Origin of the sequence: Micromonospora sp. Llam0 (genome assembly GCF_003751085.1) — a bacterium.
GTDB lineage: Bacteria > Actinomycetota > Actinomycetes > Mycobacteriales > Micromonosporaceae > Micromonospora_E.
Window position 1 is genome coordinate 2,877,553 of record NZ_RJJY01000001.1, and the last position, 16,388, is coordinate 2,893,940.

A 16,388-nucleotide genomic window follows, 5' to 3' on the forward strand; every position below is an offset into this window, starting at 1 on the left:
GGTCGCGCCCTGCTTCTAGGGAAAGTAGATGTTGATCAGATCGATGACGTCCCATACTCTGACGGGCGGTAGTCATCACGTAACGACGAGCCAATGGCGACCGCCGTCCCTGGGGGCACAGATTGCCGCACCCTTCCTGCTCCGCCGATCACCCCCCACGACCGAGGCCGCCGGCGCCTGACGTACCCGCCGGCCGATCGTGACCGTCACGGACCAGGACCCGGGGCGTACCGGCAGCGGGATGCGGCACTTCCGGTTCCTGGTGGTCGGCAACGCGGTCTCGGCGTACGGCACCTATCTGGACATGATCGCGCTGAGCCTGTTCGCGTACTCGCTTACCGGCAGCGCCACCCACACCGGGCTGTTCATGGCGTTGCGCCTGGCGACCAGTGTCCTCACCGGATTCGGCGCCGGCAGTCTGGTGTCCCGGCTCGACCGCAAGCGGCTCATGGTGACCTCCGACGTCAGCCAGGCGGTCGCCCTGGTCGTGCTGGTCATCGCGCCGACCACGGCCCAGGCGGGCCTGTTGTACGCCGTCGCGGTCGTCACCGGCGCCGGGGCGACCGTCACCAGCGTCGCGCTGCGCAGCAGCATCCCCGAGATCGTCGGGCAGGACCAGCGGGTCCGGGCCAACGCACTGCTCGCCACCGGCCGGTCGCTGGCGATGGTCGCCGGGTTCGCCTCGGCCGGAGTGCTCATCTCCACGGTCGGCTACACCGGTGCGTTCCTCATCGACGCCGGGGCGTTCCTCTTCTCGGCCGCGGTCCTGGCCCGGCTGCCGATCACCACCCGCAGCCGACAGCCGGTATCCGCGACAGGCACCGAAACGGACCCCGGGCCGGGCACCGCGGCAGGCCCCGAGCCGGACGACGCGCGGCGGCGGCCCGGGATCCTCGCCGCGCAGTTGACGGCCCTGCGCTACCTGCGGCTGACCCCGGTCCTGCTCGCGCTGATCAGTCTGCGCGCCGTCGACGCCTTCGGCTCGGCCTCGCACAACGTCGGCCTGCCGGTGCTGTCCACCATGCTGGACCCGCAGCATCCGGCCGCGTTCATGTCCCAGTTCTGGGCCACCTGGGCGATCGGCAACATCATCGCGCAACGCGGGGTCGCCCGCTGGGCCAGACGCACCGGCCGGACCATCAACGAGCGCGCGTTCGCCGCCGGCGCGGCGCTCATGTCGGTGGCCTTCATCCTCACCTTCACCGCGCCGCCGCTGCCGCTGGCCGTCCTGGTCGCCACCGTCGCCGGCGTCGCCGACGGCTTCACCGAGATCGCCTACACCACCCGGCTGCAGGCCACCCCGGACGATCAACGCGGGTACGTCTTCGGGTTCTCGGCGACCGCGGAGAACCTCGGCTTCGGCGTCGGCATGGTGGCCTGCTCCTTTCTGCTGGAACAGTTCAGTCCGTTGACCGTGGTCACTCTGTTCCACGGGCTGGCGGTGCTGCTGGCAGTGGCGTTCCTGGCCACGCTGTGGGCGCGCCGGCGGACGACGACATGAGCGCCCCGACGCGCGGTGGCACCGACGACCGGCGGATCGCCATCATCGGCATGGCGTTGCGGCTACCCGGCGCGGACACCCCGCAGGCGTACTGGCACAACATCCGCGACGGCGTGACCAGCGTACGCAGGTTCAGCCCCACCGAGTTGACCAACGCCGGGGTACCGGAGCAACTGCGCGAGTCACCCGATTTCGTCGCCGTCAGCGGAGTGCTCGACGACATCGACTCGTTCGACGCCGAATTCTTCGCAATGAGCGCGCAGGAGGCGCGCACCGTCGACCCGCAGCACCGGCTGTTCCTGCAGACCTGCTACCACGCACTGGAGAACGGCGGATACGCGGCGACTCGACCCGGCACGCGGGTGGGTGTCTTCGCCGGTGTCGGATACCACCTCTATCCCCTCAACACCTACCTGCGCAACAACCTGGCCAACGCCCGCTGGGACGGTGACTTCGCCCCCGCTTTCCAGGTGGCGGTGGGAAACTACAGCGACTTCGCCGCCACCCGGGTCGCGTACCGGCTCGGCCTGACCGGCCCGGCGGTCACCGTACAGAGTGGCTGCTCGACCGCGCTGGTGGCCGTCCACCTGGCCGGACAGGCGTTGCTCGCCGGCGACGCCGACCTGGCCCTGGCCGGCGCGTCGGCGGTGCACACCCCGCAGATCCTGGGCTACCGCCACGTCAAGGGCACCATCCTGTCCCGGTCCGGCCGGTGCCGCGCGTTCGACGCGTCGTCCGACGGCACCGTCGGCGGCAACGGGGTCGCGGCGGTGCTGCTCAAGCGGTACGACCGCGCGGTCGCCGACGGGGACACCATCCACGCGGAGATCCTGGGCGGCGGGGTCAACAACGACGGTGCCGCGAAGACCAGCTACGCCGCGCCCAGCGCCGCCGGGCAGCGCGACGCCATCCTGCGGGCGCTCGACGTGGCCGGGGTCTCCCCCGAGACGATCGGCTACCTGGAGACCCACGGCACCGGCACCTACAAGGGCGACCCGATCGAGTTCGACGCCATGACCTCGGCCTACCGCCGGCACACCGACCGGACCGGCTACTGCGCGATCGGCTCAGCCAAGCCGGCCATCGGGCACCTGGATGCCTGTGCCGGCATGGCCAGCCTGATCAAGACGGTGCTGGTGCTGCGGCACGCGACGATCCCGCCGTTGGTCGGGTTCGAGCGCCCCAACCCGGCGTTGGACCTGGCGGCCAGCCCGTTCGTCATCCCCGCCGAGGCTCGTGCCTGGCCCGACCTGCCCGGGCCCCGCCGGGCGGGAGTGACCGCGCTCGCGGTCGGTGGCACCAACGCCCACCTGATCCTGGAGGCACCACCACCGGCGCGACCGGCGCCGGCGGCGACGGCACGCCTCGGCCCGGCGCATCACGAGGCGGAAGAATCCGGGGCGGCACAGCCTGCGACGGCCGGCCCGGTGCCGGTGCCGGTGTCGGCGCACCACCCGGACAGTCTGCGTACGCTCGCCCGCCGGATGCGCGACCACCTGCGGGCCGACCCCGGTCTCGACCCGGCCGACCTGGCCACCACCGCCGCGCTCGGCCGGCCACACCTGCCGTACCGACTCGTCGTGACCGGCGCGACGACGGCGGCGCTCGCCGACGCCCTGGACGACTACCTCGCCGCTGCGGGGCGGCAACGCCCGGCGCGGGTGGCTACCGGCTCGGTGCCGGGCGCCGGCGTCGCCGCCGGTGGGCTCGGCGGGGTGGCGCCGGTGGTGCTGTACGGCGGGCAGGGCGCCTCGTACCCGGGCATGGCCGCAGCGCTCTACCGGCGGTACCCGCAGATGCGGGCGGTGCTCGACGCCTGCGAGTCGTACCAGCTTCGCACCGGCGGGCTGTCGGTGCTGACCCCGCTGCTCGCCACCGACGCCGGTGATGACCGGATCTGGCCGGCCGACGTAGCGCAGCCTGCGCTGTTCGCGTTCCAGGCCGCGCTGACCCGGCTGTGGCGCTCGCTCGGAGTGGCGCCGCGACTCGTCGCCGGCCACAGCATCGGCGAGTACGCGGCCCTGGCCGCGGCCGGCGCACTGTCGATCGAGGACGGACTGCGACTCACCGGGATACGTGGGCGGCTGATGCGGCAGCACATCACGCCCGGCGGGATGGTCGCGGTCTTCGCCGACCGTGCCGTGGTCGACGAGGTGCTCGCCACCGACGGGCGGCTCGACCTCGCCGCGATCAACGCGGCCGGGCAGCACGTCGTCGCCGGACCGGTCGAGGCGCTCGACGCCGGCTGCGGGGTGCTGGACCGTCTCGGGTTGCGCTGGCACCGGCTCGCCGTCGACCGCGCCTTCCACTCGGCGCTGCTCGACCCGATCCTCCCCCAGCTGGGCGAGGCATTCGAGTCGGTCCCGTGGGCGCCCCTGGACACGCCGCTGGTCAGCAGCGTGGACGGCACCGTGCTGCCGGTCGGGCACCGGCCGGACCCGGCGTACCTGGTGCGACAGACCCGGATGCCGGTCCGGTTCGACCTGGTCACCGCCAGGATCGCCGCCGAGACAGCCGAGACGTCGGCCGCCGCCGAGCCGGCCGGTGTGCCGGTGCTGGAGCTCGGTCCACAACCGAACCTGGTCGGGCTGCTGCGCTCGGCTCTGCCCGGATCGCCGGTGCTCGCCGCACAGCGCCGGGGCGCGGAACTCGATCAGGTCATCGACAGCTGCGCCCGGCTGCACGTGCACGGGGTCGACCTGGACTGGGCCGCCCTGCTCGGTCCTGACCGCGCACGCCGGGTGCCGCTGCCGGCGTATCCGTTCCAGCGGCGAGTCCACTGGACCGGACCGCCGCTGGTACGAACCGAACCTGGAGGGTCGATGGTCGACGTTGACACCGTCCGCGAGGCTGGCTCCGCGATCTCCGCCGGTCCGACCGCGCCGGACCTCGCGCCGGTGGTCGAGCGGGTACGCGAGATCAGTGCCCGGCACCTCGGCTGCGCGCCGGACGACATCGTCGTCGACCGGCCGTTCGTCGAGATGGGCGCCGACTCGCTCGCCATGATCAACGCGCTGCGGGAGTTCGAAGGAGAGTTCGGTGTCCGACTCGCCATGCGCGAACTGTTCGAGGAGGCGGACACCCCGGGCAAACTGTCCCGGCTGATCCTGTCCCGTCAGGCCGCAGCCCCGCACCAGGCCCAGGCCCCAGCCCCGGCCCCGGCCGTCCCGTCAGTACCGCCATCGCCCGTACCAGCTGCGGCTCCGGCGGCACCGGACGTCGACGTGCACGGGCCCAGGGTGGTCGTGGCGCCCGACAGCGGTCAGGTCGGTGCGGTCGCCAGCGACCGCGGCCGGGCCCATCTGGACGACCTGCGGCGACGGTTCGTGGCGAAGACCCGGCGGTCGAAGGAGATCGCCCAGCGCCACCGTGGTGTGCTCGCCGACAGCAGGGCGGTCGTCGGCTTCCGCAGCGCCACGAAGGAGATGCTGTACCCGATCGCCGGCCACCGCGCCAAGGGCGCATGGCTGGAGGATGTGGACGGCAACCGGTACGTCGACATCACCATGGGCTTCGGGGTGCTGCTGTTCGGCCACGAGCCGGACTTCGTCGCCGACGCGGTCCGGGAGCATCTGTCCCGAGGCGTCCAACTCGGACCGCGCAGCGTCGACACGGGCGAGGCCGCGCGGCTGTTGAGCGAGCTGACCGGGATGCCCCGGGTGGCGTTCGCCAACTCGGGCACCGAGGCGAACTCGGCCGCGATCCGGCTCGCCCGGGCCGCCACCGGACGCGACAAGATCGTCATGTTCCACGGGTCGTACCACGGACACGCCGACAACGTGCTCGGCCGCTCGGTCGGGACGGGAGCGGACCGGACCACCGTCCCGGTCAGCACCGGCATCCCGGCCAGCGCCGTCGCGGACCTGGTCGTGCTCGACTACGGCGTACCGGAAAGTCTGCGGGTGATCGAGGCGCTCGGTGAACAGTTGGCCGCCGTCGTGGTCGAGCCGGTGCAGAGCCGGCACCCGTCGCTGCAGCCGGCGGAGTTCCTGCGCCGGCTCCGCGACATCACCCGGCGGTACGGCATCGTGCTGTTGTTCGACGAGATGCTCACCGGGTTCCGGCCCCATCCGCGCGGCGCCCAGGGCCTGTTCAACGTGACCCCGGACCTCGCCACGTACGGCAAGCTGCTCGGCGGCGGCTTCCCGATCGGGGCGATCGCCGGACGCGCCGACATCATGGACGGCGTCGACGGCGGTTTCTGGCGCTACGGCGACGACAGCCGCCCGCAGCGGGAAACGACCTTCTTCGGCGGCACCTACATCCAGCATCCGGTGTCCATGGCCGCCGCGCGCGCGGTGCTGACCCGGTTGACCGAGCACAGCCCACGACTGCAGCAGGAGCTCAACGCCCGGACCGATCGGCTCGTCGGCACGCTGAACGACTTCTTCGCCGAGGAGGAGTACCCGCTGCGGCTGAATCACGTCGGCTCGCAGTTCCGCTTCGAGCACCGCGCCGACCTCGAGCTCTTCTACCACCACCTGCTACTCAAGGGGGTGTACGTCTGGGAGTGGCGCAACTTCTTCCTCTCCACCGCGCACACCGATGACGACGTCGACCTGGTGATCGACGCGGTACGTGCCTCGCTACGCGAGATGCGCGCCGGCGGGCTGCTCCCCCGTCCGGCCGGCACCGCCGTACCCACGGCAAGACCGAACGGCACCGCCCGAACCGAACCGACGGTACGGACCGAACCGGCGGTGCGCGCCGAGCCGGCAGCGAGTGCCGCAGCGGCGGGCAGCCTCGAACCGGCGAGCGGACCGGGACGACCGGCACCGGACTTCAGCGTGTACTTCTTCGGGGACTATCCGCCCGGCTCGGGGGCTGCCGACCCGTACGAGCTGATCGTCGACACGGCCCGCTTCGCCGACCGGCACGGATTCCACGCGCTGTGGATTCCCGAGCGCCACTTCCATTCCTTCGGCGGGGTGTTCCCCAACCCGGTGGTGCTGGCCGCCGCGCTGGCCCGCGAGACGAGCCGGATCCGGCTGCACGCCGGATCGGTGGTCCTGCCGCTGCACGACCCGATCCGGGTCGCCGAGGACTGGTCCATGGTCGACCGGCTGTCCGGCGGGCGGGTCGGCATCGGCTGCGCGCCCGGATGGCACGCGGGCGACTTCGTCCTCGCCCCGGAACACTTCGGTACCCACCGCGACGTGATGTACCGCCACCTCGACCAGGTACGCCGGCTGTGGCGTGGCGAGGCCGTCGAACGGCGCAGCGGCACCGGCGAACCGGTCGAGATCCGCACCCTGCCCCGCCCGGTGCAGGCGATGCCGCCGATGTTCGTCGCCGTGGTGGGCAACCCGGAGTCGTACCAGCGGGCCGCCGAGCACGACCTCGGCATCGTGACCAACCTGATGAGCCAGTCGGTGGAGCAGTTGGCCGACAACATCCGACGCTACCGTAAGACCCGCGCCGCGCACGGGCTCGACCCGCACGGCGGCCGGGTGGTCGTGCTCGTGCACACCTACCTCGGTGCGGACTCGGCCCGGGCGCGGGCCGAGGCGTTCGCGCCGCTGAAGGCGTACCTGCGCTCCTCGCTGTCGCTGTTCGGGCAGCTGACCAACAGTCTCGGATTCCAGGTGGACCTCGACACCGCCGACGCCGACGACCTGGACTACGTGTTCCAGCGCGCCTACCACCGGTACTGCGAGGCACGGGCGCTGATCGGATCGCCGGACGATGGCGCGCGGCTGATCGACGCGCTCACCGCCGCCGGCGTCGACGAGGTGGCCGCGCTGGTCGACTTCGGCGCATCCCCCGACCAGGTGCGGGCCGGGCTGCCGCAGCTGGACCGGCTACGGGCCAGCTACCAGGCGCCGGCCGACACGCCAGCGGGCAGGCAGGCGGCGACCGGCAGCCCCGTGGCCGTCCGCGACGCCGGACCGGACCGGACCGGACCGGCGTCGCGCGGGCAGGCGCGGATGTGGTTCCTCGAACGGCTGCATCCGGGCCAGGGCACCTACAACGAGGCGGTCACCGTACGGCTCGACGGTCCGCTGGACGTGTCGGCGCTGCGGGCCGCGCTGGACCGGCTGGTGGTCCGCCACGCGGCGCTGCGTACCGTGTTCCGGGAGCGCGACGGCGAGCCGGTCCAGGTCATTCTCGGCCGGGGCACAGCGGAGCTCACCGTTGAGGAGCACGCCGGGCGTGCCGAGAGCGACACCGTACGGCAGGTGCTGGCCGAGGAGAGCCGGCGCGGGTTCGACCTCGCACAGGGTCCGCTGCTGGTGACCCGGCTGCTGCGCTGGTCGCCCGAGCGGCACGTACTGGTGCTGTCCTTGCACCACATCGTGGTCGACGCCGCGTCGGTGCGGGTGCTGGCCGGGGATCTCTCCGCCTTGTACCGGGCCGCACTCGACGGCCGGCCCGCCGACCTGCCGGAGCTGCCGGTGGACTGCCTGGACCTGGCCCGGCGGGAGGCGGATGCCGGCAGCGGGTCGCCCGGTGAGCCGGCCGGTCTGGCCTACTGGCGGGGGCGACTGGCCGGGGAGCTGCCGGTGCTGGACCTGCCGACCGACCGACCACGCCCGACGGTACGCGGTGGCACCGGCGCGTCGGTCCGGCGCCGGCTCGACCCGCAGCTGTCCGGGCTGCTGAGCCGGCTCAGCGGCGCGCACCGGGCCACGCTGTTCATGACGGTGCTCGCCGGGTACGCGGCCACGCTGCGCCGGTTCACCCGCAGCGATCAGCTGGTCGTCGGAACACCGGTGTCGGTCCGGCCATCCGGCGCCGAAGCAGTGGTGGGGTTCTTCCTCAACACGGTGGCCCTGCGGCTGGACCTGTCCGGCGACCCGACCTTCGCCCACCTGCTCAAGCAGGTCCGCGACACCGCCCTGGACGCGTACGACCATGCCGACGTGCCGTTCGACGCCGTCGTCGGCGCGGTCAGCCCGGACCGGGACACCAGCCGGACGCCGGTCTTCCAGACCATCGTGGAGTTCGACAACGGCGGCGACCCGCTCCCACTCGACCTGCCCGGGGTGACCGCCCGCACCCTGGCGCACCGGTCCGAACGGGCGGTGACCGACCTGGCCCTGTACGTGACCAACCACGCCGACGGGATCGACTGCCGGTTGGAGTACGGCACCGACCTGTTCGCGGCGGACAGCGCCGAGCGGCTGCTGTCGTATCTGGTCGCGATCCTGGCTGCCGCCGTCGACCAGCCCGACACGCCGATCTCAGCGCTGGTCGGCGTCCTCGACGCCGACCGGGAGACGCTGGCCCGCTGGGGCGTTGGACGGCAGCGTGACCTGCCGCCCGGTGGCGTGCCCGACGCGGTGCTGCAGTGGGCGCACCGCACCCCGCAGGCGGTCGCGGTGATCGGTGGCGGTACGGTGCTGACCTACCGGCAACTCGACGAGCAGGCCACCGCTTTGACCCAGCGGCTGGCCCGGCACGGGATCGCCGCAGGCGACATCGTGGCGCTGTGGCTGCCCCGGTCGCCGCAGTTCGTCGTCGCCGCCCTGGCGGTGCTGCGCGCCGGAGCCGCGTACCTGCCGTTGGATCCGTCCCTCGACGGCCGGCAGGTGCGTTTCATGGTCTCGGACAGCGCGGCCCGGGTGGTGCTGGCCACCGGGGGTGACACCGCGCCGGACCTGCCCGACGGGGTCCGCCTGCTGCACGTCGACGAGTCCGGCGATGGTGATCCCGTCGGCGGATACGGCGACGATCCCAGCCGCGCGGCGGACGTTCCGGATCCGGCGTGCTACGTCATGTACACCTCCGGTTCCACCGGCAGGCCGAAGGGTGTGGTCATCACCCACCGCAGCGTGCTGAACCTGTGCCAGTGGTACCGCGACGAGCTGGAGCTGACCGCCGCCGACCGTGGTGCCGTGGTGTGTGGGCAGAGCTTCGACGCCTCGGTGCTGGAGATCTGGCCGCCGCTGCAGGTCGGCGCGAGCCTGACGATCGCCGACGATGCCGTACGGCTGGACTCGATGGCGCTGGCGCGCTGGATGCGTACCGCCGGGGTGAGCGTCGCGATGCTGCCCACGCCGCTCGGGGAAGGGTTGCTCTCGCTGCCTGTCGCGGCCCAGCCCCGGCTGCGCCACCTCACCGTCGGCGGCCAGCAACTGCGGGTACGCCCACAGCCCGGGGTGCCGTACGTGGTACGCAACGTGTACGGACCGACCGAGACGACGGTCATCGCCACGTCCGAGGTGGTGGCGTCGGCGTCCGCCGGGTCCGACGGTCCGATTCCGATCGGCCGGCCGCTGGACAACGTCCGCGTCGAGATCCGCGACGAATGGGGCAACCTGGCTCCGGTCGGCGCCGTCGGGGAGCTGTTCATCGGCGGTGCCGGAGTGGGTCGTGGCTACCTGAACCGGCCCGAGTTGACCGCTCAGCGGTTCGTCGACGACCCGGCCGGCGGTGCCGGTTCCCGCCGCTACCGCACCGGGGACCTGGTGCGGTGGACCGCCGACGGGGTGCTGGTGTTCCTCGGCCGTACCGACGACCAGGTCAAGATCCGGGGGAACCGGGTCGAACCAGGCGAGGCGTCGGCGGTGCTACGCGGGCTGGATCTGGTCGCCGACGGCATCGTGGTGGCCCGCCGGGACCGCCGCGACGAGCCGTACCTCGCCGGGTACGCCGTGCCCGCGCCGGGTGTGGCATCCGACGGGCTGGCCGACCGGGTCGTCGCCGCGATGGCCCGCGAACTGCCCGATGTGCTGATCCCCCGGGTGTGGGCGGTGCTGCCGGCGCTGCCGCAGACCGGCAACAACAAGGTCGACCACGCCGGGTTGCCGGAGCCGACCATCCGTACCGGCGTGCCCGCGCCATCGGTGGCCCGACCGGTTCCCCGGCCGCCGACACCGCAGCCGGCGGCCCACCCGCCGACACCGCAGGCAACGGCCCCGCGCGACGGTGGGACCGGTGACGCGCTGACCGGGACGGTGCGGGCGCTGTGGGCCGCCGAACTCGACCTGGATCCGGAACGCATCGACCACGGCGCGTCGTTCTTCGCCCTCGGCGGGCATTCGATCAACGCGATGCGCCTGCTCAACCGGGTACGCGAGGCCACCGGAGCGGACTATCCGGCGTTGGAGTTCTTCCGCGCCCCGACCATCACGGCGATGGTGGGCCGGCTACGCGGGCACGTCACGTCCGCCGACGACGGGCCCACCCGCCGGGTACGGGGCACGCTGTGACCTTCGACGAGCTGCTGGAGTACGTCGCCGTGCACGACGTGCGGCTCACCGGCACCGGCGACGCCCTGCACTACGACGCCCCGGCCGCCGCGATGGGTCCGCAGCTGGTCACGGCGCTGCGGTCGTACAAGGGCGAACTGTTGCGGTGGCTGGCCGCACCGGCTGATCAGCGGGAGGTGACCCGGGCGCCGCTGTCGGCCCAGCAGGAGAGGGTGATGGAGGTCGCCGGGCGTAGCACGCACCCGGCCAGCTGGAACGTCGGGTTGCGGCTGGAACTGGTCGGCGCCCTCGACGTCGCCGCGCTCGACGCCGCGCTCGACGGCCTCGTCGCCCGGCACCATGCGTTGCGCGCCCGGCTGATCCGCGACGGTGGCACCTGGACCCAGCGGATCCTCGCCCACCGGTCGGTCCCGCTGCCCGTCGACGAGCTGGCCGCGCTGGCGCCGGACGCGGCGCGGCGGCGGGCCGAGACCCTCTGCCGGGAGGTGGTGTCGCCGGTGTTCGCGCTGGCGGACGAGGCACCGGTGCGGTTCACGCTGATCCGGCTGTCGCCCGACGAGTCCTGGCTGGTGCTGGTCCTGCATCACGTCGCCTGCGACGGTCGGGCGGTCACCGTACTGCTGCGCGAGCTGGCGGACGGGTACCGCACCGCCCGGGACGCAGGTGCGCCGGACTTCGGTCCACCCGCCGCCCAGTGCACCGACTACGCACGCTGGCAGCAGGGCCAGTGGGACGAGCCGACCCGCCGCCGGCGGCTGGCCTACTGGGCGGAGCACCTGGGCGACGGGCCGCTGGCGCTGGATCTGCCGTTCGACCGCCCCGTACCGCAGCAGCCGAGTGGGCAGGCCGCCACCTGTCGGTTCGAGATCCCGGGACAGGTTCGGCTCGCCGTCGAGGTGCTCGCCCGCGAGCTGGGCGCCACGGTGACCGCGGTCGCCGCTGCGGCGTTGGCACTGCTGCTCGCCCGGCTCAGCGGACAACCCGACGTGGCCCTGTCGATGCCGTACGCCAACCGGTCACCCCGGGCGTACGAGGACACCGTCACCGTGCTGGCGACGGCGTTGCCGGTACGGATCCGTACGGCCGCCGCCGCGACGTTCGCCCACCTGGTCTGCCAGGCCGCCGACGGCCTGTTCGCCGGCATCGACAATCTGCTGCCCACGGCCTGGATCTACCAGCAGCTGCCCGCGCCGGACAAGGGCGCAGTGCCGTCCGGGATGACAGTGAGCTTCGCCTTTCAGAGTACGTTCGACACCCGGATCGAGCTGCCGGAGTTGGCGGTCCGGGTGCACGAGGTGCCGACCGGGGTCGGGCGGGCGGCGCTGCTGATCGTCCTGATGCCGGGCCCGGACGGGATAGACGGCTATCTGGAGTACCCGGTGGACCGACTCGACGACGACACCGTCCGCCGCTGGATGACGAGGTACGTCGACCTGCTCGCCTCGGCGTGTGCCGGCCCGAACCGCCTACTTGCCGACCTCTGACCGCCGGAGTCGTCCACCAAGCCGCCGGAGTCGTCCGCCGAGGGCCGCGACGAAGGGTCCGCACTGAACGATCGTGTTCGATTCCTTGACACTCCGGATGCGCTCGCTAACACTTGGCCGAAACACGAACGTAACGCACCGAACACGTGGCTTCCTGCCGGCTCCGACGCGCCTGATCTGCCCCGTGTGGTGTTAACGCACACATCGCCAGTTTGACCGGAGAGACAGCGGTGCCGGCGGTAGCCGTCCGGCCCGATGTCCGTACCCAGGGAGGCCAGATCTTGTCAGGATCATCGTCGAACACCCGGTCGTTGCGTCGACTGTCGATCACCCTGGTGGCCGTGGTGACGGCGATGGTCGGCACCGTCGTCACCACGTCGTCGCCAGCCACCGCCGCCACCAGCCAGTTCCGCGGCATGAACTGGGCGGTGCTGGGTGACAACTTCAGCACCGGTCCGCTCGTCGTGCACGGGCTCAGCTCATCCGACAGCAACGCGACGGTGCGGGCGAAGGCCAACGCGCTCTACGACGACATGGCTGCCGCCATGGGCGTCAACACCGTCCGGCTGCCCATCAACACCCACACGGTCGGGACGGCGTGGTGGGAGGCCTACCGAGGCGCCATCGACGCCGCCACCGAACGCGGGTTCAAGGTCATCCTCGCCTACTGGGAGGACGGCGCCGCCTCCGGCGGAAGGATCACGAACCTGGCCGCGTGGAACGCGATGTGGTCCACGGTGACCCACACGTACGGCGCGAACCCCAACGTCTACTTCGAGCCGATGAACGAGCCGCACGGCTACAGCTCGACACAGTGGCGCGACGTCGCGGCCAACTGGCTCAGCTACCACTACTCGGCGGTACCCAGCCAGGTGCTCATCGGCGGCACCGGCCTCAGCCAGGACCTGCGGGACGTCTGCAACGACAGCCGATTCAGCGCGACGCTGTTCTCCTTCCACCACTACGCCTTCTTCTACGGCGAGATGACCTACGACGCCTTCCGCAGCCACATCCAGACCCGCCTCGGCAACTGCGCCTCCCGGGCGGTCGCCACCGAGTTCGGCGCGCCCATGAACGACGGCCGCAACTACGCCGACCCGAACAGCACCGACAACTTCGTCCGCCACATCCGCGCCATGGCCCAGGTCATGCGCGACAACCAGATGGGCGGCACCTACTGGCCGGCCCTCGGCGGAAAGACCGGCAGCATCGGGTACGACTGGTACTCGATGTTCGCGCTCAGCGGCAGCGGCACCGCCCTGAACCTGACCGTCCGCAACCCGTCCGGCGCCGACCGGATCCGCTACGGGTGGGGCGACACCATCAGCACGCCTCCGCCGCCGACGGACCCGTTCTACCGGGTCGATGCCCGCCACAGCGGCAAGGCCATGGACGTCCAGCAGCCGAACACCGACAACGGTGCGCGGGTCGGCCAGTACGCGTACAACGGCAACCCGTGGCAGCAGTGGCAGTTCCAGGATGCCGGCAGCGGCTACTGGCGCATCATCAGCCGGCACAGCGGAAAGTGCCTCGACGTGGTGAGCGCCTCCACCGCCGACGGTGCCGAGCTCATCCAGTACACCTGTGGCACCGGCACCAACCAGCAGTTCCAGATGGTCACCAACGGCAGCTACTTCCAGCTGCGGGCGCGGCACAGCGGCAAGTGTGTGGACGTGCCGGCCGCGTCGACCGCAGACGGCGTCGTCCTCAAGCAGTGGTCGTGCCACACCGGCACCAACCAGCAGTGGTCGCGCACGCCCGTCTGACGGTCGCTAACCTGCTGGTCATGCGGACATCCGGCGACCGGCTCGACCTGGCCGTCGACCCGGCCAGGTCGACCGGGCGCATGCTGCTCGCCGACGGCGTCGAGCAGTCGTACGTGGATGTCGCCGATCCCACGTACCTGCGCTTCGAGTACGTCCGCCGGATGGCCGCCGTGACCGATCTCGCCGCGCCGGGCGGTGCCCCGCTGGACGTGCTGCACCTCGGCGGCGGTGCGCTGACACTGCCACGCTACGTCGCCGCCACCCGGCCCGGCTCGGTGCAGACCGTCGTCGAGCGGGATCCCGAAGTGGTCGCGCTGGTGGCGCGGGAGCTGCCGCCCCGGCCGGCCGACGTCGAGGTCATGGTCGCCGACGCGCGGAAGGCGGTCACCGCCGCGCCCGCCGACGCGTACGACCTGGTGCTCGCCGACATCTACCAGGCGGCCCGGATGCCGCCGCATGTCACCACCGTCGGGTTCGCCGCCGAGGTGGCCCGGGTGCTGCGACCGGACGGCATCTACCTGGTCAACGTCACCGACCTGCCGCCGCTGGCCGGCACCCGGATGCAGGTGGCCACCCTGCGGGAAGTCTTCGCCGACGTCTGCGCCGTCGCCGACCGGCGGATGCTGCGCGGCCGGCGGTACGGCAACGTGGTGCTCACCGCGACGCGGCAACCGGACCGCCTGCCGGTGCCGCGCCTGGCGGTACGGGCACTACGGGACCCGGTAGCCGGCGGGGTGCTGCACGGGCCGGCGCTGGACAGGTTCGTCGCCGGCGCCCGGCCCCGCACCGACGAAGCGTAGCGGTCAGCTCCGCCGGCGGCGGGCGTTGCTAGGACAGCAGCGAGTCGCCGTACTTCGACACCACGACCAGGACCAGCGCGAGAATCCAGATCGTCACCGCCATGACGTCCAGGTCGGCGTCGATGAACTGCCGGGCCGACCGTTGCGCGCGCGGTGGCAGGTAGAGGTTGCCGTCGCGGACGTTGACGTGGGTCAGGGTGACGAACACCAGGGTGGTGGACACGGTCACCAGCAGGCACCACGGACAGAGCGCGCCGATGACGAACATGGACTGGTAGAACAGCCAGTACGCGAAGATCACGCCCAGGGTGTAGACGACCTGCGCCGTGAACATGAACCAGCGCGGGAACCGGACGCCGCCCAGGGCAGCCACCGAAATGGTGATCACCACCGGTTCCGCGACCAGCCCGAGGAAGGCGTTCGGGAAGCCGAACAGCTGTGCCTGCCACGAGCCGCCCACCGTGCCGCAGCTGATCACCGCGTTGATGTTGCACGAGAGCCGCGCGGCGGGATCGGCGGCCAGGCGCACCGCGTCGACCGACAGCACGAACGAGGCGAGCAGGCTCAGGCACGCCGAGAACAGCATCGTGCCGTAGATCCAGCCGGTCGAGTGGCGTACCGCGCGCAGCCGGGTCAGCGTCACGGTCACTGCGGCCCCGTCGCTGCCGCGGTGAGGGCCCGGGTCAGCGGACCGACGGTGTACAGGTCGCCGTCGAACTTCGTGCCGTCGATACGCACGGTCGGGGTGCCGGAGATGCCGGCGGCGAACGCCTGCTCGGTGGCCTCGGCGACCCACCGGACGAACCGTCGGTCGTCGAAGGTGTCGACGACCGACGCGGGCACGCCGACGGCGCGGGCCAGCTCGGCGATCTCGTTGTCGGAGAGTCCGCTGGTGCCCTCGGCCGGCTGCTGCTCGAACAACGCCTGGTGGAACGCGAGCAACTGGTCCGGCGCGCGGTCCGCGACGGTCGCCACCGCGTTCGCGGCCCGGGTGGGATACTCACCGCCCGCCGACGCCTCGTCCAGGAACGACAGCGGGTGCAGCTCCAGACGGACGGCGCCCTGTCGGACCAGCCTGGCGACCTCTCCGCCGTTGGTGCGTTCAAAGCGCCCGCAGAACGGGCACATGTAGTCCAGGAAGACCTCGACCGTCACCTCGGCCGCCGGATCTCCGACGGCCAACGCGCCCGCCTCGGTGGCCGGGGCCGGACGACGCAGCACCTGTGCAGCCGCCGCGTCGCCGCCCCGGTCCTGTCCCGCCGCGTCGACCAGGGTCACCGCGATCGCCACTATCAGAGCGGCGATCACCACGCCGCCACCCGCGTACGCCCATCGACGTCGACGTCCACGCCGCTCGGCGATCACGGCCCGCGCCTCGCGCAGCGCGCGAGCCTTGTCCCGGCTCTGCTTACCCACTGTCCTGCTCCTGCGGTCGCAACGGACGGCGGAGCAGCGGTTCGCGGCCGACACCGCCGTACTGGTCGATGTCAGTCACTCTCCCCCCCGCAGGCGCTGGCCGACGCTGGCGAAGGTCACCTTCGAACCGGGCCATTGGTCCTACGACCGGGCTCGGTGTCGGTCAGGACCAAAGTCTCTGGTCCACGCGCGCCGCGGTACCGCAGAGTGATCGGGTGCCTCGCAATCACCAGGACACGGAAGTCCGTACGCCCGCCGCAACGCAC

7 protein-coding genes are annotated in these 16,388 nt (G+C 72.1%); 5 read left to right on the forward strand and 2 right to left on the reverse strand.

Features of this window, described 5'->3' with window-relative positions; genetic code table 11:
* Positions 1 to 199: 199 nt before the first annotated feature.
* The 5 genes from EDC02_RS12680 to EDC02_RS12700 all read left to right on the forward strand — a co-directional run bounded on the left by EDC02_RS12680 (position 200) and on the right by EDC02_RS12700 (position 14,706).
* Positions 200 to 1,501, forward strand: a complete 1,302-nt coding sequence (locus tag EDC02_RS12680; protein WP_199757621.1) for an MFS transporter — start codon at positions 200 to 202, stop codon at positions 1,499 to 1,501.
* Complete coding sequence (locus EDC02_RS12685; protein WP_148083441.1) at positions 1,498 to 10,656, forward strand: non-ribosomal peptide synthetase/type I polyketide synthase; 9,159 nt, start codon at positions 1,498 to 1,500, stop codon at positions 10,654 to 10,656. The genes EDC02_RS12680 and EDC02_RS12685 overlap by 4 nt, the downstream gene beginning before the upstream one ends.
* Positions 10,653 to 12,140 carry a condensation domain-containing protein gene (locus EDC02_RS12690; RefSeq protein WP_123602124.1) on the forward strand — a complete coding sequence of 496 codons (1,488 nt, stop codon included), beginning with the start codon at positions 10,653 to 10,655 and terminating at the stop codon, positions 12,138 to 12,140. Before EDC02_RS12685 ends, EDC02_RS12690 begins: the two co-directional genes overlap by 4 nt.
* Positions 12,141 to 12,421: 281 nt before the next feature.
* Positions 12,422 to 13,906 (forward strand): RICIN domain-containing protein, encoded by a 1,485-nt coding sequence (locus tag EDC02_RS12695; RefSeq protein ID WP_233605888.1) that lies wholly within the window; start codon positions 12,422 to 12,424, stop codon positions 13,904 to 13,906.
* Between the two features lie 20 nt (positions 13,907 to 13,926).
* A complete protein-coding gene (locus tag EDC02_RS12700) occupies positions 13,927 to 14,706 on the forward strand; it encodes a spermidine synthase (protein ID WP_123604735.1) in 780 nt (259 codons plus the stop codon).
* Between the two features lie 28 nt (positions 14,707 to 14,734).
* Here the strand turns inward: EDC02_RS12700 and EDC02_RS12705 are convergent, their stop codons facing one another.
* Positions 14,735 to 15,355 carry a vitamin K epoxide reductase family protein gene (locus tag EDC02_RS12705; RefSeq protein WP_199757622.1) on the reverse strand — a complete coding sequence of 207 codons (621 nt, stop codon included), beginning with the start codon at positions 15,353 to 15,355 and terminating at the stop codon, positions 14,735 to 14,737.
* Positions 15,352 to 16,122 carry a thioredoxin domain-containing protein gene (locus tag EDC02_RS12710; protein ID WP_123602125.1) on the reverse strand — a complete coding sequence of 257 codons (771 nt, stop codon included), beginning with the start codon at positions 16,120 to 16,122 and terminating at the stop codon, positions 15,352 to 15,354. Before EDC02_RS12710 ends, EDC02_RS12705 begins: the two co-directional genes overlap by 4 nt.
* Positions 16,123 to 16,388 lie beyond the last annotated feature (266 nt).

Bases quoted from the DNA above. Each gene is read 5' to 3' on its own strand.
- EDC02_RS12685 (WP_148083441.1), top strand. From the start codon at position 1,498: ATGAGCGCCCCGACGCGCGGTGGCACCGACGACCGGCGGATCGCCATC.
- EDC02_RS12700 (WP_123604735.1), top strand. From the start codon at position 13,927: ATGCGGACATCCGGCGACCGGCTCGACCTGGCCGTCGACCCGGCCAGG.